The organism is Qipengyuania sp. GPGPB31 (assembly GCF_038396345.1).
Lineage (GTDB): Bacteria > Pseudomonadota > Alphaproteobacteria > Sphingomonadales > Sphingomonadaceae > Qipengyuania > Qipengyuania citrea.
The window spans coordinates 197,677-216,687 of sequence record NZ_CP149572.1 but is presented as its reverse complement, the minus strand read 5'-3'; the positions used below and the strand labels follow the sequence as shown (position 1 = coordinate 216,687).

Annotated in this window: 20 protein-coding genes, 1 other RNA gene and 1 pseudogene; 14 read left to right on the top strand and 8 right to left on the bottom strand. The window is 65.9% G+C overall.

The annotated features are described in order from the left end of the window. The first annotated feature begins 2 nt into the window (after nt 1–2). On the top strand, nt 3–1,004 hold the full coding sequence (gene pdxA, locus WKH79_RS01160; RefSeq protein ID WP_341859352.1) for a 4-hydroxythreonine-4-phosphate dehydrogenase PdxA: 1,002 nt from the start codon (nt 3–5) through the stop codon (nt 1,002–1,004). Then, a complete protein-coding gene (gene rsmA / locus WKH79_RS01155; RefSeq protein WP_341859351.1) occupies nt 997–1,842 on the top strand; it encodes a 16S rRNA (adenine(1518)-N(6)/adenine(1519)-N(6))-dimethyltransferase RsmA in 846 nt (281 codons plus the stop codon). The genes pdxA and rsmA overlap by 8 nt, the downstream gene beginning before the upstream one ends. Before the next feature lie 61 nt (nt 1,843–1,903). On the opposite strand, the gene WKH79_RS01150 is transcribed toward rsmA, so the two are convergent. After that, nucleotides 1,904–4,000: a malate synthase G gene (locus WKH79_RS01150; RefSeq protein ID WP_341859350.1), complete on the bottom strand. Its 2,097-nt coding sequence runs from the start codon at nt 3,998–4,000 to the stop codon at nt 1,904–1,906. Between the two features lie 184 nt (nt 4,001–4,184). Here WKH79_RS01150 and WKH79_RS01145 point away from each other — a divergent pair. The 4 genes and pseudogenes from WKH79_RS01145 (at nt 4,185) to WKH79_RS01130 (ending at nt 8,090) form a co-directional block, all read left to right on the top strand. Beyond that, nucleotides 4,185–5,338, top strand: a pseudogene (locus WKH79_RS01145) (hydrolase). Then, nucleotides 5,335–6,351 (top strand): arginine N-succinyltransferase, encoded by a 1,017-nt coding sequence (locus tag WKH79_RS01140; RefSeq protein WP_341859349.1) that lies wholly within the window; start codon nt 5,335–5,337, stop codon nt 6,349–6,351. The pseudogene WKH79_RS01145 and the gene WKH79_RS01140 overlap by 4 nt, the downstream one beginning before the upstream one ends. An 86-nt stretch (nt 6,352–6,437) precedes the next feature. Continuing rightward, a complete protein-coding gene (locus WKH79_RS01135) occupies nt 6,438–7,685 on the top strand; it encodes an N-succinylarginine dihydrolase (RefSeq protein WP_341859348.1) in 1,248 nt (415 codons plus the stop codon). Between the two features lie 87 nt (nt 7,686–7,772). After that, on the top strand, nt 7,773–8,090 hold the full coding sequence (locus WKH79_RS01130) for a hypothetical protein (RefSeq protein ID WP_341859347.1): 318 nt from the start codon (nt 7,773–7,775) through the stop codon (nt 8,088–8,090). 76 nt (nt 8,091–8,166) lie between these two features. Here WKH79_RS01130 and ssrA read toward each other — a convergent pair. Both ssrA and mscL read right to left on the bottom strand, forming a co-directional pair. Beyond that, nucleotides 8,167–8,510, bottom strand: a transfer-messenger RNA (tmRNA) gene (ssrA, locus tag WKH79_RS01125). 23 nt (nt 8,511–8,533) lie between these two features. Next, nucleotides 8,534–8,965 (bottom strand): large conductance mechanosensitive channel protein MscL, encoded by a 432-nt coding sequence (gene mscL / locus WKH79_RS01120; RefSeq protein WP_050600245.1) that lies wholly within the window; start codon nt 8,963–8,965, stop codon nt 8,534–8,536. Between the two features lie 172 nt (nt 8,966–9,137). On the opposite strand from mscL, the gene WKH79_RS01115 reads away from it, so the two are divergent. From WKH79_RS01115 to WKH79_RS01095, 5 genes are read left to right on the top strand one after another with little or no spacing between them, the layout of a single operon-like run. Next, nucleotides 9,138–9,761, top strand: coding sequence for a LemA family protein (locus tag WKH79_RS01115; RefSeq protein WP_050600244.1), 624 nt, complete (start codon nt 9,138–9,140; stop codon nt 9,759–9,761). A gap of 11 nt (nt 9,762–9,772) precedes the next feature. Then, nucleotides 9,773–10,705 carry a TPM domain-containing protein gene (locus WKH79_RS01110; RefSeq protein WP_341859346.1) on the top strand — a complete coding sequence of 311 codons (933 nt, stop codon included), beginning with the start codon at nt 9,773–9,775 and terminating at the stop codon, nt 10,703–10,705. Next, the gene (locus WKH79_RS01105) at nt 10,590–11,264 is read left to right on the top strand and encodes a hypothetical protein (protein WP_230833438.1); all 675 of its coding nucleotides are present in this window, start codon (nt 10,590–10,592) and stop codon (nt 11,262–11,264) included. The genes WKH79_RS01110 and WKH79_RS01105 overlap by 116 nt, the downstream gene beginning before the upstream one ends. Nucleotides 11,265–11,266: 2 nt before the next feature. Continuing rightward, the gene (locus WKH79_RS01100; protein WP_341859345.1) at nt 11,267–11,812 is read left to right on the top strand and encodes an NUDIX hydrolase; all 546 of its coding nucleotides are present in this window, start codon (nt 11,267–11,269) and stop codon (nt 11,810–11,812) included. Between the two features lie 3 nt (nt 11,813–11,815). After that, nucleotides 11,816–12,598 carry an SDR family oxidoreductase gene (locus tag WKH79_RS01095; RefSeq protein ID WP_341859344.1) on the top strand — a complete coding sequence of 261 codons (783 nt, stop codon included), beginning with the start codon at nt 11,816–11,818 and terminating at the stop codon, nt 12,596–12,598. 109 nt (nt 12,599–12,707) lie between these two features. On the opposite strand, the gene WKH79_RS01090 is transcribed toward WKH79_RS01095, so the two are convergent. Genes WKH79_RS01090 through WKH79_RS01080 form a run of 3 tightly spaced genes read right to left on the bottom strand, consistent with a single transcriptional unit; the run spans nt 12,708 to nt 13,199 of the window. Then, nucleotides 12,708–12,929: a PspC domain-containing protein gene (locus WKH79_RS01090; RefSeq protein ID WP_050600239.1), complete on the bottom strand. Its 222-nt coding sequence runs from the start codon at nt 12,927–12,929 to the stop codon at nt 12,708–12,710. Next, nucleotides 12,926–13,042 (bottom strand): recombination protein F, encoded by a 117-nt coding sequence (locus tag WKH79_RS01085; protein WP_197458069.1) that lies wholly within the window; start codon nt 13,040–13,042, stop codon nt 12,926–12,928. Before WKH79_RS01085 ends, WKH79_RS01090 begins: the two co-directional genes overlap by 4 nt. Before the next feature lie 37 nt (nt 13,043–13,079). Then, nucleotides 13,080–13,199 (bottom strand): recombination protein F, encoded by a 120-nt coding sequence (locus WKH79_RS01080; RefSeq protein WP_082847459.1) that lies wholly within the window; start codon nt 13,197–13,199, stop codon nt 13,080–13,082. A 230-nt stretch (nt 13,200–13,429) separates the two neighbouring features. Here WKH79_RS01080 and recF point away from each other — a divergent pair, with 230 nt between their 5' ends. Beyond that, the gene (gene recF / locus WKH79_RS01075) at nt 13,430–14,512 is read left to right on the top strand and encodes a DNA replication/repair protein RecF (protein WP_063511554.1); all 1,083 of its coding nucleotides are present in this window, start codon (nt 13,430–13,432) and stop codon (nt 14,510–14,512) included. Nucleotides 14,513–14,535: 23 nt separating this feature from the next. On the opposite strand, the gene WKH79_RS01070 is transcribed toward recF, so the two are convergent. Next, nucleotides 14,536–15,234: an arylesterase gene (locus WKH79_RS01070; protein ID WP_341859343.1), complete on the bottom strand. Its 699-nt coding sequence runs from the start codon at nt 15,232–15,234 to the stop codon at nt 14,536–14,538. 47 nt (nt 15,235–15,281) lie between these two features. On the opposite strand from WKH79_RS01070, the gene WKH79_RS01065 reads away from it, so the two are divergent. Both WKH79_RS01065 and WKH79_RS01060 read left to right on the top strand, forming a co-directional pair. After that, the gene (locus WKH79_RS01065) at nt 15,282–15,971 is read left to right on the top strand and encodes an ATP-binding cassette domain-containing protein (protein WP_050600236.1); all 690 of its coding nucleotides are present in this window, start codon (nt 15,282–15,284) and stop codon (nt 15,969–15,971) included. After that, complete coding sequence (locus tag WKH79_RS01060) at nt 15,968–18,475, top strand: FtsX-like permease family protein (protein WP_341859342.1); 2,508 nt, start codon at nt 15,968–15,970, stop codon at nt 18,473–18,475. The genes WKH79_RS01065 and WKH79_RS01060 overlap by 4 nt, the downstream gene beginning before the upstream one ends. On the opposite strand, the gene WKH79_RS01055 is transcribed toward WKH79_RS01060, so the two are convergent. Continuing rightward, nucleotides 18,472–18,939 (bottom strand): GNAT family N-acetyltransferase, encoded by a 468-nt coding sequence (locus WKH79_RS01055; protein WP_341859341.1) that lies wholly within the window; start codon nt 18,937–18,939, stop codon nt 18,472–18,474. The genes WKH79_RS01060 and WKH79_RS01055 overlap by 4 nt on opposite strands. Between the last annotated feature and the right edge of the window lie 72 nt (nt 18,940–19,011).

Sequence of the window (19,011 nt, the reverse complement as noted above, 5' to 3'; positions counted from 1 at the left end):
TCATGGCACCCCTCGCCGTATCGATTGGCGATCCGGCGGGGATCGGGCCGGAAATCATCGTCGAAAGCTGGGCGCGGCGCTCCGAAGCAGGCCTCGCGCCCTTTTTCGTGGTCGGCGGCAAGGGCGTGCTCGAAGCCGCGGCGCGCAGCCGCCGGCTCGCGCTCGACATCGCCCTGATCGACGATCCGGCCGAAGTGCCGGGACTGTTCGGCCGTGCGCTGCCGGTGCTCGGCCGCGAAGATGTCGCTGTGCACCCCGGACAGCCCGATGAAATGGGCGCCGCGCTGGCGCTGCAATCGCTGGCCGAGGCGACGCGCTGCGTGCTGCTGGGTACCGCGTCAGCGATCGTCACCGCGCCGATTGCCAAGGCGCAGCTGGCGGCGGTCGGCTTCGAGCATCCAGGCCAGACCGAATTCTTCGCCGAAGTCTGCGGAATGGAAGCCGACCAGGCGGTAATGATGCTCGCCGGGCCCAGTCTGCGCGCCGTGCCGCTGACCGTCCATTGCGCGCTGTCCGAAGTCTCCGGCCGGCTGTCGCAGCAGCTGATCGAACGACGTGCGCGGATCGTGGCGCGCGCGCTGGCGACCGATTTCGGCATCGCCGCGCCGCGGCTCGCGGTATGCGGGCTTAACCCGCATGCGGGCGAAGGCGGCCGGTTCGGCAACGAGGAAGCGCGCATAATCGCGCCGGCGATCGAGACCCTCCGGGGCGAAGGGTTCGACATTACCGGGCCGCATCCCGCCGACGCGCTGTTCACACCGCGCGCGCGGCAGACCTACGATGCCGCGCTGGCAATGTATCACGACCAGGCACTGGTCCCGCTCAAGGCGCTCGATTTCGACGAGGGGGTCAATGTCACGCTTGGCCTGCCGATCGTGCGCACCAGCCCCGACCATGGCACCGCCTTCGATATCGCGGGCAAGGGGCTCGCCGATCCCGGCGCGATGATCGCCGCCATTCGCATGGCGGGACAGATAGCCGCCAACCGGTCCGCGCATGGCTGACCTGCCGCCCCTGCGCGAAGTCATCGCCCGCCACGGCCTCAGCGCTTCCAAGGCGCTGGGGCAGAACTTCCTGTTCGACGAGCAATTGCTCGACCGGATCGCCGCGGTGCCCGGCGATCTTGCCGGGAAGCAGGTGCTCGAGGTGGGCCCCGGTCCCGGCGGGCTGACGCGCGCCCTGCTGCGCGCCGGCGCCCGCGTGACCGCGATCGAGATGGACCGCCGCTGCCTGCCCGCGCTGGCCGAGCTGGAAGACGCCTTCCCGGGCCAGTTGCGCGTAATCGAGGGCGATGCGCTCAAGCTCGATCATGCCGAGCTGATGGGCGGCGAACCCTTCGCCGTGCTGTCCAACCTGCCCTATAATGTCGGCACCGCGCTGTTCGTGCGCTGGCTGGCCGGGGCGAAGGGCAGCGAGAATGCATGGCCGCCGCTGTGGACCAGCCTGACGCTGATGTTCCAGCAGGAAGTCGCCCAGCGCATCGTCGCGCAGCCCGGCGGCTCGGCCTATGGCCGGCTTGCGGTGCTGGCGCAGTGGCGTAGCCGCGCGAAGCTGGCGATGAAGGTTCACCGCAGCGCCTTTACCCCGCCCCCCAAGGTGATGAGCGCAATTGTTCATGTCGAACCCGCGGAGATGTCCGAAGGGGTCGACGCCCGGCTGCTCGAACGGCTGACCGAAGCCGCCTTCGGCCAGCGCCGCAAGATGCTGCGCCAAAGCCTAAAGGGCGTGCCCGGTGCAGTTGCCGCGCTGGAGGCGATCGGCATCGACCCGCAGCGCCGCGCCGAGACGGTGACGGTCGGCGAATTCGTGACCCTCGCGCGCGCACTCACCGCAGAAGGGTGAGGCTCAACGAAAAAGCCCCGCTGGTCGGCGGGGCTTTTCCTTCGATCGCGACTGGCTGTGGTCAGCCCTGCGCCTTCTTCTTGCGCCGCCAGGCGTGCAGCAGCGGTTCGGTATAGCCGCTGGGCTGTTCGACACCCTTGAAAATGAGGTCCTTCGCCGCGCTGAATGCCGCGCCGTCCTCGTTCTCCAGCAGCGGCTGGTAGAAGGGATCGCCCGCGTTCTGCTCGTCGACCTTGGCGGCCATGCGGCGCAGGCTGTCCATCACCTGTTCTTCGCTGATGACGCCGTGGAGCAACCAGTTGGCGATGTGCTGGCTGGAAATGCGCAGCGTTGCGCGGTCTTCCATCAGGCCGACATCGTTGATGTCGGGGACCTTGGAACAACCGACACCGGCATCGATCCAGCGCACGACATAGCCGAGCAGGCCCTGGCAATTGTTGTCGAGCTCCTCGCGGATCTCGTCCTCCGACCAGTTGGTGCCGTCGGCCAGCGGAATGGCAAGCAATTCGTCGAGCTTCGCCGCATCGGGCAGGCCCTTCTGGATCTCGAACACGTCCTCGCGGTGATAATGGATCGCGTGCAGCGTCGCGGCGGTCGGGCTCGGCACCCAGGCGGTGTTCGCCCCGGCGCGAAGATGGCCGATCTTGTCGATCATCATCTGCCCCATCAGATCGGGTGCCGCCCACATGCCCTTGCCGATCTGCGCACGGCCCGACAGGCCATGCGCCAGCCCGATGCCGACATTGCGCGCCTCGTACGCTTTGAGCCAGGCCGAGTTCTTCATCTCGCCCTTGCGCATCATCGGCCCGGCACGCATCGAGGTGTGAATCTCGTCCCCCGTACGGTCGAGGAAGCCGGTGTTGATGAAGACGATGCGGTCCTTCACCGCGTGGATGCAGGCGGCAAGGTTCGCGCTGGTGCGGCGCTCCTCGTCCATCACCCCGACCTTGATCGTGTGGCGCGGCAGGCCGAGCAGGTCTTCCACCGCGTCGAACAGGTCGTTGGTGAAGGCGCATTCCTCGGGCCCGTGCATCTTGGGCTTCACGATATAGATGCTGCCGCGGCGCGAATTGCCGTACTTCCCCAGCCCGGCGACGTCCTGCGCGCCGATCGCCGAGGTGACCACCGCATCGAGGATCCCCTCGGGGATTTCCTTGCCGTCCCAGCGCATCGCCGGGTTGGTCATCAGATGGCCGACATTGCGCACGAACATCAGGCTGCGGCCGGGCAGGCTGTGTTCGCCGCCGTCGCTGTCGGTGTAAGTCTTGTCACCCACCAGCTTGCGAGTGAGCGTCTTGCCGCCCTTCTCGAAGCTTTCCTCCAGATCGCCGCGGATCACGCCGAGCCAGTTGCGATAGGCGGTGAGCTTGTCCTCGGCATCGACCGCCGCGACCGAATCCTCGCAATCGGCGATGGTGGTCAGCGCGGCCTCGAAATTGACATCGGCGATACCCAGCCGGTCGGTCTTGCCAACCTGGCTGTCCGGATCGACGACGATCTCGATATGCAGGCCGTTGTGGCGGAACAGCGGGCCCTTGTCGGTCTGCCCGACCTGCTGCGAAGGATCGGCCAGTTCGAGGGTGTCGAGGCTGTCGAGATCCTTCCAGCTTCCCGATGCGAGCGGGAGGATCTCGTCGAGCGTCTTGCGCGCCTCGGCGATGACCGCGGCGCCGCGCTCCTCGTCATACCCGCCCGGCCGTGCGGCGGGCGCGTCGAGCGCATCGGTGCCGTAAAGCGCGTCGTAGAGGCTGCCCCAGCGGGCATTGGCGGCGTTGAGCAGGAAGCGTGCGTTGAGGATGGGCACCACCAGCTGGGGGCCGGCCATGGTCGCGATCTCGGGATCGACATTCTCGGTCCCGATGGTGAACTCGCCCGGTTCGGGGACGAGATAGCCGATGTCTTCCAGAAAGGTGCGATAGGCGCCCGCTTCATGCGGCTGCCCAGCCCGTTCGGTGTGCCAGGCATCGATCTTCGCCTGCAGATCCTCGCGCTTGGCCAGCAGGTCCGCGTTGCGCGGACCGAACCTGCCCAGGAGGTCGGCAAAACCTTTCCAGAAGGCATCGACGTCGCGGCCGAGGGGCCCGAGCACGTCGGTTTCGATAAAGGCGGCAAGCTGCGGATCGGCTTCGATTCCGGCGCGCGTGACAAATTCGGTCATGGAAATCCTCGAGCAGTAGTAGAACGGCGATGTCGTACCCGGGGAGGAGTGGCACGGTCTATGCCGCCAGCCGTTGATCAATGCAAGGCACGGGCTGGACTCGGGCCAAGGCAGGATTAAGGACGTTGCACATGAAACCGGATACCGCCCCCAAGCGCTGCTCGACGCAATCGATGGCGACACGATGCTGCGCGAGGTGCAGGAATGGGCGGCAATCAACACGGGCACCGGCAATATCGCCGGGCTGGACCGGATGGGGGGATCCTCGCCGATGCCTTCAGCACCCTGCCCGGCGACGTCGATCTGGTCGAACCCGCCACGGTCACCGCGATCTCGCCCGAGGGCCGCGAGTTCGAGAAGCCGCATGGCAGGCACATGGTGCTGCGCGTGCGGCCGGAAGCGGAGCGGCGCTTCGTGCTGACGGGGCACATGGATACCGTCTTCCCCGAAGATCATCCTTTCCAGCAGGTCAGCTGGCTCGACGATGAGACGATCAACGGGCCCGGCACTGCCGATATGAAAGGCGGGCTGAATGTCATCCTCCACACGCTTAAGACCTTCGAAACGATGGCAGGCGCGTCGCGCGTGGGATACGACGTGATGATCAATTCGGACGAGGAAACCGGCAGTCTTGCCAGCCGTACGCTGATCGAGGAACTGGCGCGCGGCAAATATGCCGCGCTGACCTACGAACCCAGCGCGCTGCCCGACGGCACGCTGGCGCATGCGCGCGGCGGGACGGGCAATTATTCGATCACGATCACCGGCAAGTCGGCGCATGCGGGGCGCAATCCGCATGACGGCCGCAATGCCATCGTCGCCGCCAGCGACCTCGTGCTGCGGATCAAGGCGCTCGAGGCCGGGGACATCACGGTCAACCCGGCCAAGATCGAAGGCGGCAGTGCGAACAACGTGGTGCCCGACCTGGCGATCCTGCGCTTCAACATCCGCCCCCAATCGACCGATGCGATGAACCGCTTCGACGGCCAGCTCGACGCGATCCTCGATGCGATCCGCAGCGAACGCGAGGTTGCCATCCATCGCCACGGCGGCGTGACGCGCCCGCCCAAACCCGTCGATGCCAAGGCGCAGAAACTGTTCGATCTCGTCAAGACATGCGGCGCCGAACTGGGCCAGCAGATCGGCTGGAAAAGCACCGGCGGCGTGTGCGATGGTAACAATATCGCTGCCACCGGCGTGCCCGTGGTCGATACGATGGGCGTGCGCGGCGGCGCCATTCATTCGCCCGATGAATTCATGATCGTGCCCAGCCTGCGCGAGCGCGCCGCCCTGTCCGCGCTGGTCCTGGCCAGGCTTTCGACCGGAGACCCTTTGTGACCTTTCGCCTGCGCGCCGCGCAAATCGCCGATCTCGAACAACTCTACGAAATGGCCAAGCTGACCGGCGGCGGTTTCACCAACCTCCCCGCCGACCGCACCGCGCTGACGCGCAAGCTGGAACGCGCCGAGGAAGCCTTTGGGCGTACCTATGACGATATGGGCGACGACCAGTTCACGCTGGTGCTGGAAAACACCGAGACCGGCCAGGTGCGGGGCACCTGCCAAATGTTCAGCCAGGTGGGGCAGCAATGGCCCTTCTACAGTTACCGCATGACCACGCTGACGCAGCACAGCCAGGAACTCGACCGGACCGTGCGCGCCGAACTGCTCAGCCTCGTCACCGACCTCGAGGGCTGTTCGGAAGTCGGCGGGCTGTTCCTTCATCCCGCCGAACGTGCCGGCGGGTTCGGCCTGCTGCTGGCGCGCAGCCGGTACCTGTTCATCGCCATGCACCGGGCGCGCTTTGCCAATCGCGTCATTGCCGAATTGCGCGGCGTGATCGACGACCGCGGCGGCTCGCCCTTCTGGGACGGCGTTGCCGGCAGGTTCTTCGGCATGACCTTCCAGGAAGCCGATTATTTCAACGCGATCAACGGCAACCAGTTCATCGCCGACCTGATGCCCAAGCATCCGGTCTATATCGCGATGCTCGACGAGGAGGCGAAGAAGGTGATCGGCGTGCCCCACCCCTCCGGCCGGGCGGCCATGCGGATGCTGGAGAACGAGGGCTTCGCCGCCGAAGGCTATGTCGACATTTTCGACGGCGGGCCGACGATGACCGCGCGCACCAGCCAGGTGCGCAGCGTGCGCAAGGCGCAGCCGGGCAAGGTTTCGGACACCGATCTCGACATCGGCGAACGAGCGCTGATTGCCACCGGCACGCTGGCGAGTTTCCGCAGTGTCTACGGCATGCGCGAAATCGCGGAGGACGGATCGATCGCGATCGACGCGATGGCTGCGCAAACGCTCGAAGTGGGCGAAGGCGACGAAGTCTGGAGCGTCGCCCGCTGACGGGAACATGGCCGCGCGCGTCCAAGGGAGTCGGGACGCGGCGGCGCGGCTGGCCTTCGACTTCGCTCGAACCGAACGGATAGCATATGCTCAGGGAAATCAATTTCGACGGCATCGTCGGGCCGAGCCACAATTACGCCGGCCTCAGTCTCGGCAATATCGCCAGCGCGAGCCACAAGGGCAGCGCCTCCTATCCGCGTGCCGCGGCGCAGCAAGGCATGGCGAAGATGCGCGCAAATATGGAACGCGGGCTCGCGCAGGGCTTCCTGCTCCCGCTGCCGCGGCCCAATTTTGCACTGCTGGACGATCTCGCGGTGGATGGCACAAGCGACCGAGCGCTGCTGGCCGCAGCCTGGTCGGCCAGTTCGATGTGGACCGCCAATGCCGCAACGGTCAGCCCCGCGCCCGATACCGCGGACGGGCGCTGTCACCTGACCCCTGCCAATCTCGTCACCATGCTGCATCGCGGCCAGGAATGGCGCGATACGCAGGCGCAGCTGAAGCTCGCCTTCGGCAATACCCGCCATTTCGCAGTGCACGATGCGGTCCCGCCGAGTTTCGGCGACGAGGGCGCGGCCAACCACATGCGGCTGTGCGAAAGCCACGGGCAGCCCGGAGTGGAGATATTCGTCTATGGCCGGCCCGGCGGGCGCTTCCCCGCGCGCCAGCACGAACAGGCCAGCCGCGCCGTGGCCCGCAAGCACGGGCTCGATCCTGCGCGCTGCGTCTTCATCGAACAGAACCCCGCCGCGATCGAGGCGGGCGCGTTCCACAACGATGTCGTCGCGGTTGCGAACCAAACCGTGTTGTTCACGCATGAACAGGCCTTTGCCGATCGCAAGGATGCCTATGAAGCGATGCACGCGGCCTTCCCGGCGCTGCACGTCGTCGAAGTGCCGGCCAGCGCGGTATCGCTCGAGGAAGCGATCCGAACCTATCTGTTCAACGCGCAACTGGTCAGCCTGCCGAGCGGAGAGATGGCCTTAGTCGTCCCAAGCGAATGCCAGGAGAGCGCCAGCGTCTGGGCATGGTGCGAACGGATGCTCGCCTCGAACGGACCGATCCGGCAGGTGATCCCCGTCGATGTCCGCCAGTCGATGGCCAATGGCGGCGGGCCCGCATGCCTGCGGCTGCGGGTGGTGGCCGATCCCGCCACGGTCGACGCGCGGTTCCTGCTCGACGAAGCCAAGGCGCAGCGCATCGAATCGGTCATCGCCCAGGCCTGGCCCGAACGGATCGAACCGGAAGAAATCGGATCGGAAAAGCTGGCCAAGACCGTGATCGAAGCGCGCGAGGCGCTGCTCGCGGTGCTCTCGCTAGATGAGCTCGCCTGACCCGGTTTGGTCGTCCGCCTCTGGACCGCCGCGTCGGCGGGTCTTACACTCAATGATGCATTAACCATTGCGAGTCGCGGGAACGCGATGCTGGCACGGGAATTGCAGTTCCAAGGGATTAACCGTGGAGACCGGACGATTTCGCTGACGAGGGTAAAACGGCTGTTCGTGATCAAGACGCGCTTCGAAGCGTATCTGATCATCTTTGCGCTTGCCCTCGGCGCGATGACTCGCGGCGCGCACTACACGGTTCAATACCCCGGTGTCGGCGGTTACCTGCTGTTTGCAGCAACCGCTGGTGCGGTCTTTCTCGGCGGCGCCAAGATCCTCGACGCGCTGCGTTACGAACGCGAGGCACGCGAAGCCGGCTCGCACACGGCAGAGAAAGCCGGCCTGCAGCCCTGAGCCGCGCCAAGCGGGCAATCGCACAATTCGATAAAGCTAAGGTGGGGGTTTCTGTTGCTAGCTACCCCCGGAGCCCCGGAATCCGCTTCTGTTGCCCGGTGGGTCCAACCGCGCTTTAGCTTTGTAAATTCAGGCCGTTAGGCCGTCAAATTACGCTGCGAGAGCGAGTGCTTCGTTATCGTTGGCACTTGTGTGTTGTGAACATTTTTACGGGATACTCAGCCCGAGCAAAAACACTGTCTTTCAGCACACGTCGATCCTAGTTCGGCCCCGTCATAACCCGCCAATGAAGCGGTTTGTGGTGGAGCCGCCGGGTACTGCCCCCGGGTCCGTTGTACCTATTGCACAGCGCCATTTATCGCCATAGCCCGCCGAAACGGGCAGGACCCATATAGGCCCTGCCCGCTTAATGTGAAGTGTATACGGGCGCCTGGCCGACCGGCCTATTTCTTCAGCGCGTCGCGAATTTCGGTCAGCAACTCGATTTCGGTCGGCCCCGCGGGCGCGGCAGCCGCCTTCTTTTCCTCGAATTCGGCCATGACCTTCTTGGCATAGCGGACCAGGAGGAAGATGATGAAGGCGAGGATCACGAAATTGATGATCGCGGTGACGAACGCGCCATAGCCGATCATCGCGGCTCCCGCTTCCTTCAGCGCGGCATAATCGGTCAGCGACCCATCATAGCCTTCGGGCGTGCTCAGCAAGATGAAATAGCTCGAGAAATCGGCCCCGCCGAAAATCGCGCCGATCACCGGCATGATGATATCATCGGTCAGCGAACTGACGATGGCGCCGAATGCGCCCGCGATGATCACTGCCACCGCAAGGTCGATGACGTTGCCCTTCGCGATGAAGGCCTTGAATTCCTTGAACATGCATTTCCCCTGATTTTTCCGCCAAAGGGTTGTCTGGTCGCAGGCGCGTTCATGCTGAAACACGCCGCTGTCTGCGCTTTAAACAGGATCGGCGAAAAGTCCGCGTTAATCTTGTATGGCGGCCAAGGTGTGCTATCTGGACAAGACACACTTACCACAAAAGGGATGTTCCATGAACCGCCTGGTTGCCTTTCGCACCTCCATCGTTGCTGCCGCCGCCCTCGTCCTGTCGGCGTGCGGAATTAACTCGGTGCCAGCGGCCGAAGAGACGGCCAAGGCCAAGTGGGCCGATGTCGAAGCCGCGTTTCAGGAACGCGCCAATTTGGTGCCCAATCTCGAACAGATCGTGATGAGCTCGGCCGAACAGGAACGCGAAACGCTGGAATCGGTGATCCAGGCGCGCGCCTCGGCCACGCGTCCGGAAATCCAGCTCGACGGTGATGATCTCGGCGATGCGGACAAGATGGCACAGTACCAGGAAGCACAGAACACCTTCGGCGGCGCACTGTCGCGGCTGATGGCCAATGTCGAAGCCTATCCCGAACTGCGCAGCCAGGAAAACTTCGGCCGCTTCATGACGCAGATCGAAGGGCAGGAAAACCGCATCCGCGTGGCGATCCGCGACTACAACGAGGCGGTGCGCCAGTATAACACGACCATCCGCACCTTCCCCGATACGATCGGTGCCAACATCATCCACGGCGCCGAACCGATGGTGCCCTATGCGGCAGTGACCGAAGGCGCCGAGGTTGCGCCGACGCTGAACATGCGCGCGGATGACGATGCGGCCAATTGAGGGGCGCTGACATGCGCCTGCCGATGAAATCGATGCTGACGCTGGTGGCGGCGCTGGGCCTGGCCCTGCCCGCCGCCGCGCAGGACTTCCCCGAGCGGGGCACCGCGCCGGTAGTCGATGCCGCCAACATCATCGACGACGCGACCGAAGCGGCGCTGACGCAGAAGCTCGACCAGTTCGAGGAAAACAATCAGCGCCAGTTCGTGATCGCCACCATCCCCGACCTGCAGGGCTACGATATCTCGGACTATGGCTATCGGCTGGGCCGCGAATGGGCGCTGGGCGATGCGGAGCGCAACGATGGCATACTGCTCATCGTCGCGCCGAACGAACGCAAGATGCGCATCGAGGTCGGCTATGGCCTCGAAGGCGTCATTCCCGACGGGCTCGCCTTCGAATATGTCGAAGGCATGAAGCCCTATTTCCGGCAGGGCGACTATTCGGGCGGGATCGCCTGGGCGGCCGACGAGATCGTCACCCAGCTCGAACTTCCCCCCGAAGAGGCGGCCCGCGTCGCGCAGGAACGCACTGCCGCGCGGGAGAACGAGGGCGGCTTTCCCATCGGCGCGCTGATCTGGCTGGGCTTCATATTCTTCTTTTTCATCCTGCCGATGTTCAGCGGCGGCCGGCGGCGGCGCTATCGCCGCGGCGGTGTCGGCGGGGTCGTTGGCGACATCATCCTGTGGGAAGCCGGCAAGGCGATCGCGCGCGGTGTCGGCGGCGATGACTGGGGCGGCGGTGGCGGCTTTGGTGGCGGCGGCGGCGGCTTCGGCGGCTTCTCCGGCGGCGGTGGCAGTTTCGGGGGCGGTGGCGCCTCCGGGGGTGGTAATGGGATATCTCTCGCAATCCGATCACGAGATCGTTTCGAATGCGGTCGCCGAGGCCGAGCTCACCACCAGCGGCGAGATCGTTACCGTGCTGGCCGACCGGAGCGACGCGTATGACGATGTCGTGCTGGTCTGGGCCGCGGCGCTGGCATTCTCCGCCATGAGCCTGTTCGCGGTCCTTCCGCAGCCCTTCATGGACCTGTGGGACGCGCTGGTCGGCGGCTGGTCGCATGTGTGGACCACCGGCGAACTCGCCAGCATGACCATTGCGCTCGGTCTCGTGGCTTTCGTGGCCGGCTGGCTGTTGCTGAGCTGGGATCCGCTGCGCTTTGCGCTGACGCCGGGCCCGGTGAAGACCGCACGTGCGCATGCCCGCGCGATCAAGCATTTCAAGGTTGGCGCGGAACGCCGCACGCATGGCCGCACCGGCGTGCTGCTGTATCTGTCGATGCGTGAGCACCGCGCGGAAATCGTCGCCGACCAACCGATCGCCGAAATCGTCCCCCCCGAGGTCTGGGGCGAGGCGATGGCGGACATGCTGGCGGAGATCAAGCAGGGCCATATCGCCCTCGGCCTCGCCGCGGGCGTCCGCGACGTGGGCAAGGTCCTGTCCGAGCATTTCCCCCGCGCCGAGGATGACGAGAACGAACTGCCCGATCGCCTGATCGAGGTCTGATCGTGCCCGTCCCCGACCACGATGCCGACGAGCGGATCGTCTGGCAGGGCGATTACATCACCGCCAAGACCCGCGGCCGCTGGGAATATGTCGGGCGCCCGCGCAATATCCGCGCTGCAGTGATCCTCGCCGTCGACGACGATGACCATGTGCTGCTGGTCGAGCAGTACCGGGTGCCACTGGGCCAGTATTGTCTCGAACTCCCCGCGGGGCTGATCGGCGACGAGGACGGGCGCGGCGATGAGGATCCGCTCGCCGCCGCCGGGCGCGAGCTCGAGGAAGAGACCGGCTACCGCGCCGCGGTGCTCGAAGACCTCGGCTGCTTCTGGTCGTCGCCCGGCATGGTCAGCGAAAGCTTCACGCTGGTCCGCGCGCGCGATCTCGCCAAGGTGGGAGCAGGCGGCGGCGTGGGCGAGGAGAACATCACCGTCCACCGCGTGCCGTTGGCCGACATCCGCAGCTTTATCGACGCCAAGCGTGCCGATGGTTGCGGGATCGACGTGCGCATGCTCTTGCTGCTGGGACAGAACATACTGGGAGGAGAGTGAGACATGGCAGGACGGTGTGCGGGCAAGCTGGCCCTCGTTACGGGCGCGGCGCAGGGACTGGGACGCGCGCATGCGACGCGGCTGGCCGAGGAAGGCGCCCGGGTGCTGTGCACCGACATCAACGGCGAAGGCGCAGCTGAAACCGCGCAGCTGATCAACGACGCGATCGGCGCCGGCACGGCCTTCTCGATCGCCCATGACGTGACCGATCCGGCCGCCTGGGAAGCCGCGGTCGATGCCGCGCGCGACAATCTCGGCGGGCTGAATGTCCTGGTCAACAATGCGGGCATCGGCGTGGCGGGCAATATCGAAACCTGCGATTTCGACGACTGGAAGCGCTGTTTCTCGATCAATGTCGATTCGATCTTCCACGGCTGCCAGAAGGCGCTGCCGCTGATGCGCAAAAATGCGCCGGGCTCGATCGTCAACATCTCCAGCATCGCCGGGCTGATCGCCAGCGACACCATGCCGGCCTACAACGCCAGCAAGGCCTCGGTCTGGATGCTGAGCAAGTCGATCGCACTGCATTGCGCGAAGAACAACATGCAGATCCGCTGCAATTCGGTCCACCCGACCTTCGTCGACACGCCCATCCTCGACGGGACGGCGAAGAACCACAATATCGACAAGGGCGTTCTGATGGACAAGCTGGCGCGGCAGATCCCGCTGAAGTTCGTCGGAGAGCCCAACGATATCGCCAATGCGGTGGTCTATCTGGCCAGCGATGAAAGCCGGTTCATGACCGGGGCCGAGATCAAGCTCGACGGCGGTATATCGGCAATGTGATGTCTGCCGAAGCCGGATGCACAAGAGGGGCCGCTTGGCCCCTCCCGGTTTCTCTCGATGTGAGCCACGACCGGCACGAAAACCGGGACGGTCAGCGCGAAGGCCGTGGTCAGTCTGCGATCAGTCCGATCGCGAGGTAGATCAGGATGAAGCTGCCAAAGCCCAGCAGCGTTCCTGCGACGAAGCCGATCCGGACCCAGGTGGCATCGATACCGAAGTAGCGGGCGATGCCGGAGCAAACGCCCATCAGCTTGCCGTTGCGGCGATCGAGCGCGAAGCTCTTGGCGGGGCGGACGGCGTGGTCGTCTTCGCGGAATTCGAGCTTGCTCATGCGATCAGACCATTGGGCGAGGCGGGGATGATGGCGGTGGCGAAGAAGGCCGCCGAAATCGCGAGCGAGAACGCCGCTGCGAAGAGCTTGCTGCTGTTGTCCGAGTTGAACATGTCTGGTTCCTTTCCGTTCGAGTTATACGCGGGGTGATCAGGCGATCAGGCCGGCGGGGCTGGCGGGGACGATGGCGGCAGCCATGAACATGGCGGACACACCGAAAGCGAAGACGGCGGCGAGAGCGCGGCTGCTGGCGTTTTCGAGAATGGACATTGGGTAATCTCCTTTAACCTTGGTTTGTTTTCCCCCGGTCATCCGGGTTGACCCATGCTTTGCAACGGGTGTGCCAAACTTGAAGAAGCGCAGGAATCCGGGGTTTTTGCCTGAACGCTTGCGTTGGGCGCCGTTCATCAATCCGAAAGGTTGGTGATTTTTGCCAACTGTTGGAATCTGGCGTTTCGAGTGGCGGCGGAACGAAGGGCGCGCTATCGCGCTGGCGACCCATGGCGCTCGATCGCATCTCCCTTACCGACTTCCGCAATCATGCCGCGACCGAGCTGGAAGCGACCACGCAGTTCAACCTGCTGGTTGGTGAAAACGGCGCAGGAAAGACCAATATTCTCGAAGCGCTGTCGTTGCTTGCGCCAGGGCGTGGGCTGCGCCGCGCGGCGCTGGCCGATCTGGTGCGCAGCGGCGGCGAGACCGGTTTCGGGATCGGGGCCAGCCTGCGCCAGCAGCAGGATGAGGCCGTCCGGCTGGCGACCTACACCGACAGCCCCCTGCCCGCGCGGCGCCGGGTGCGGATCAACGGCGCCGACAGCAGTGCCACCGGCCTTGGCGAATGGATGGCAGTGACGTGGCTCACGCCGGCGATGGACGGGATCTTCACTGGCCCGGCTGGCGACCGGCGCCGGTACATGGACCGGCTCGCACTTGCGCTCGACCCCGCGCATGCCAGCCATGCCGCGCGGTACGACGCCGCGCTGCGCGAACGCAATCGCCTGCTGTCCGACCTGCGCGAACCCGAAAGTGCCTGGCTCGATGCGGTCGAAGCGCAGATGGTCCAGCATGGCGCCGCGCTGATGCAGGGCCGCGCCACATTGGTCGACACGCTGGCCGTGCGGCTCGCTACCATGCCTGCCGAACCCTTCGCCCGGCCGGCCCTGACATATGCCCCGGGCGCTCCGGCGCATGCCGATGGCCTGTCGCAGGCGCTGTTCGACAATCGCAGGCGCGACCGTGCGGCGCAGCGAACGTTGGCGGGGCCGCATCGCGACGAGCTCGATGTCATCCATGCGGCCAAGCGCGTGCCTGCCGCGCAAAGTTCGACCGGCGAACAAAAGGCGATGCTGGTCGCGATGACGCTGGCGCATGCCGCGCTGGCCGCGGAAGGTCGCGCCAGCCTGCTGCTGCTCGACGAGGTTGCGGCGCATCTCGATCCGGTGCGCCGTGCCGCGCTGTTCGACCAGTTGCGCACCAGCGGCGCGCAGGTCTGGATGACCGGAACCGAGATGGCCCCCTTCAGCAGCATTGCGGCGGATGCGGCGGTATGGCGGGTGGACGCAGGCGGCGTCGAACGCCTCTGAACTGCGCCTGCGGGCGGGCCGCGCTACTCCTGCGGCAGGACCCGTTCCACATCGTCCACCGTATCTTCGACCAGCGCGGCGATGCCCGCGGCGGTCGGATGGATGCGATCGTCGAGGAACAGGGCGGGATCCTGATAGATGCTCTCGAGCCAGAACGGCACCAGCGCGGTGCCGTATTCCTGCGCGAGGTCGGCATAGAGGGCATCGAACTGCTGCTGGTATTCGGTTCCGTAATTGGGCGGCGCGCGCATGCCCATCAGCAGCACCGGTATCTGCCGCGCGCGCAATTCCTCGAGCATGGCTGCGAAATTCGCGCGCGTCTGGTCGGGCTGGATACCGCGCAGCATGTCGTTGCCGCCCAGTTCGAGAATGACCAGATCGGGCGGCGTATCCTGCGCGTCGAGCGTGAACGCCAACCGTTGGCGACCCGCGGCACTGGTATCGCCCGATACGCCGGCATCGATCACGCGCGCATTTGTGCCGCGTGCGCGCAGCGTATCCTCGAGCTGTTCGGGGTATCCCTGCTGCTCGTCCAGCCCGTAACCGGCAAAGAGGCTGTCCCCGAAGGCGAGGATACGGCGCTCGGGCCCGGCGACTTCCTGCTCGGCAGCGGCAACCGTCTGCTCCTGCGCTTCCGCCGGCACCACCGCATCTTCGGCACCGCCCCCGCATGCAGCCAGCGAAAGACCGATTACCGTTATCGATAAATGCCGTATCCGCATCGGCGAGTTTCCTTGTGCAACCTTGGGCTGCCTGCCATCGCAGCACTGTGACCAACTCTCAACCCGCGATTTCCGCCCGCAACCTCACCCTTTCACTCGGCACGCGCGAAGCGCCGGTCGATATCCTGCGTGGTATCGATCTGGACATCGCGCGCGGGTCGACCGTGGCGCTGCTCGGCCCCTCGGGCTCGGGCAAGAGCTCGTTGATGGCCGTGCTGTCGGGTCTCGAGCGCGCCAGCGGCGGCAGCCTGCAGGTGGCCGGTGCCGATTTCGCGACGATGGACGAAGATGCGCTGGCGCATGCCCGGCGCGGGCGGATCGGGATCGTGCTGCAGGCCTTCCACCTGCTGCCGACGATGACCGCACTCGAAAATGTCGCCACGCCGATGGAACTCGCCGGCGCAGACGACGCGCAGGTCCGCGCGCGCAGCGAACTGGAAGCGGTCGGCCTCGGCCACCGGCTCGATCACTATCCGCAGCAGCTTTCGGGCGGCGAACAGCAGCGGGTCGCCATTGCGCGTGCTATCGCTGCCCGCCCCGACCTGATTTTCGCCGACGAACCCACCGGCAATCTCGATGCTGCCACGGGGCACGAAATCGTCGAACTGCTGTTCGCGCGCCGCGCCGAAACCGGCGCCACGCTGCTGGTCATCACGCATGACCCCGAACTGGCACAGCATTGCGAACGCGTGCTCACGCTTGCCGACGGACGCATCGCGAGCGACACTGCCGCATGAGCTGGGCGACTGCATGGCGCATTGCGCGGCGCGACCTCAATGCCCGGTTCAAGGGGCTGCGGCTGCTGCTAGTGTGCCTGTTCCTCGGCACGGGCGCGCTTGCTGCCATTGGTTCGCTGACCGCGGCGATCGAAGGCGAGATCGAGGCCAACGGCCGCGAATATCTCGGCGGCGATCTGCAGATCGAACTGTGGCAGCGGGGACTGTCCCCCGATGAACGCGGCGCGCTGGAGGAACTGGGCGATGTTTCTGCGGGCACGCGCCTGCAGGCAATGGCGCGGTTCGACGACCAGGCCGCCCCGATCGAACTCAAGGCCATCGACAGTGCCTATCCGCTCTATGGCGAACTGACGCTAACCGACGGCCGCTCGGTCGGCGCGCCTCCCGCGGGTCTGGCATGGCTGTCGCAGGGCGCCGCCGACCGGCTGGGCGTCGCCCCCGGCGCGGCGATCGCAATCGGCACCGAGACGCTGCGCGTGGGCGGTATTATCGAGACCGAACCCGATCGCCTTGGCGAAGGTTTCCAGCTCGGCCCGACGGTCATCGTGGCCGAAGACCTGCCGATGCGTGCGGGGCTGATTGCGCCCGGTTCGATGTACCAGTCGAAGACCCGCGTCCGGTTCGACCAAGGCCGCGATCTCGAAGCCGTCGAGGAACAGCTCAAAAACCGCTTCCCCGAAGCCGGTTTCGACATCGACACCGCCGACCGCGCCGCGCCGGGCACTGACCGTTTCGTCGACCGGATGAGCGAATTCCTCACGCTGGTCGGGCTCGCCGCGCTGGTCATCGCCGGGATCGGCATCGGCGGCGGCGTGACCTCCTATCTCGACGCCCGGCGGCAGGGCATCGCCACGCTCAAGATCCTCGGCGCATCGAGCAGCGACATCGCCCGCATCTATGCCTTGCAGATCGTCGCCGCCTCGCTGGCCGGAAGCCTCGCGGGAATTGTGGTCGGGGTCGCGCTCGTCCCGCTCCTCGCGACCGCGCTGCAGGGCCTGCTGCCCGTGTCGAGCAGCGTGGTGATCGATCCCGGGGCGATCCTGCTTGCGCTGGCTTACGGCATGCTGGTGGCACTGGTGTTCGCTGCCCCGCCCCTGCTGCGCGCGCGGCAGTTTCCGGCCATGGCGCTGATGCGTTCGCGCGTGGCCCCGCTGGCGCGCGATCCCAAGGCGCTGGTGCTGGTTGGCGGCGGGCTGGCCGCGATCATCGCGCTGGCCCTGCTGACATCCAGCAATCCCCTGCTGTCTGCCGGCTTCCTCGCCGGTGCAGCCGCAGTACTGGGACTGCTTGCGCTGATCGGCCTCGGCATCCGCAAGCTGGCGGGAGCCATCCCGCGCCCGCGCAGCCCGATTGCGCGCAATGCGCTGGCCAACCTCCACCGCCCGGGCAGTTCGACCGGCGCCCTGGTGACCGCGCTGGGTTTCGGGCTGGCCGCCTTCGTCCTGCTCGCAGCGGTGCAGACCGCGATCGACGGCAATATCGCGAAGCGTGTGCCCGACCGCGCGCCCGATTACTTCGTGCTCGACATTCCGCGCGACCAGGTGACCGAGTTCGAGACGCTGGTGCGCGAAGCCGATCCCGATGCCAGCTGGCGCACCGTGCCCGCGCTGCGCGGCTCGGTACTGGCCTTCGGCGATGACGCGGCGATGACCCGCACGGCCGAGCTCGAGGAGATTCCCGATGGCGCTTGGGCGCTGCGCGGCGAACGCGGGCTTACCTATGCCGACGCTCTGCCCGACGGAAACGAACTGACCGCCGGCAGCTGGTGGGGACCAATGTACGAAGGCGAGCCGCTGGTGTCCCTCGACGAGGATTTCGCGCAGGCCGCAGGGCTGGAAATCGGCGATCTGATGACCTTCGGCGTGCTGGGCGTCGAACGCACCGTGCGCGTCGCCAATCTCCGCCGGATCGACTGGGAAAGCCTCGGCTTCAATTACGTCTTCGTGCTGAGCCCCAACGCGCTGCGCGATGCCCCGCACAATCTGGCCGCCACCATCCAGCTGAGCGCGGGAACGCCGACCGGTCCGCTGCTCCAGTCGCTGGTGGCCGCATTGCCTTCCACTTCGGTGATCGAGGTGGGCGGCGTGCTCGAACAGGCCCGTACGATCCTCGAACAGGTCGGCCTCGCCACATTGGCGGCGGCCAGCGTCGCGGTGCTGGCCGGGCTTGCCGTCCTGCTCGGCGCAATAGCCGCGGCGCGCGCCGCGCGGACCTATGACACGGTGGTGTTGCGCGTGCTCGGCGCGGACCGCCGCCAGATCCTCGTGATGCAGTTGATCGAATATGTCGCGCTGGCCGGGGCGCTGGCGCTGGTCGCGCTGGGTATCGGCAGCCTCGCTGCATGGCTGGTCATCACGCAGCTGTTCGAATTCGACTGGCTGCCCGACTGGGGGGTGGTGCTGGCCGTCCTGGGCCTCGGCATCGTCACTGTACTGGCCTTCGCGCTGGGCGCCTCGCTGCCCCTGCTGCGCGCCAAGCCCGCGCAGGCGCTGCGGACGCTCTAGCCCGGACGGTCGAGGCGATAGCGCAACCTGGGCAGGCTTCTGCCCGGTATCGACAGCGATGGCGCGTATCCGGCATCCTCCGCGCCCATCCTGCGATAAAAGTCCGCGGCTTGCGGATCAGAGTCAATGCTAAGGGTTTCTCCGCCTCGACTCTCGACCGCTGCTACGGCCCAAGCGAATAGCTGGCTGCCAATGCCTTTACCCATAGCGCGCGGATCGACGAACAGCTTCTCCAACTCCCAAGACCTGTTCTGACCTATGACCTGCGCGACGCCCAGAAGAGCATTCTCGTTACGCAAGCCGACTGACAGCCCATCCACCAGATCGGCAGCGCGAAGGCTTAGTTCATCCCGGCAAGCGGCCATGAACGCTGCATCGTAGCCCCAATGAGCCTTCGAACGCAGGCACAGGGCGCTCGCTTCTTCAAGCTCACCTTCGATCAAGGGACGAATGGCATTCGGCATTCGTCGACCATCGCCGCGTAATCCGCCTCAGGCAAAGAAAAGGGGCCCGCAGGCCCCCTTCCCCTGTTCGAT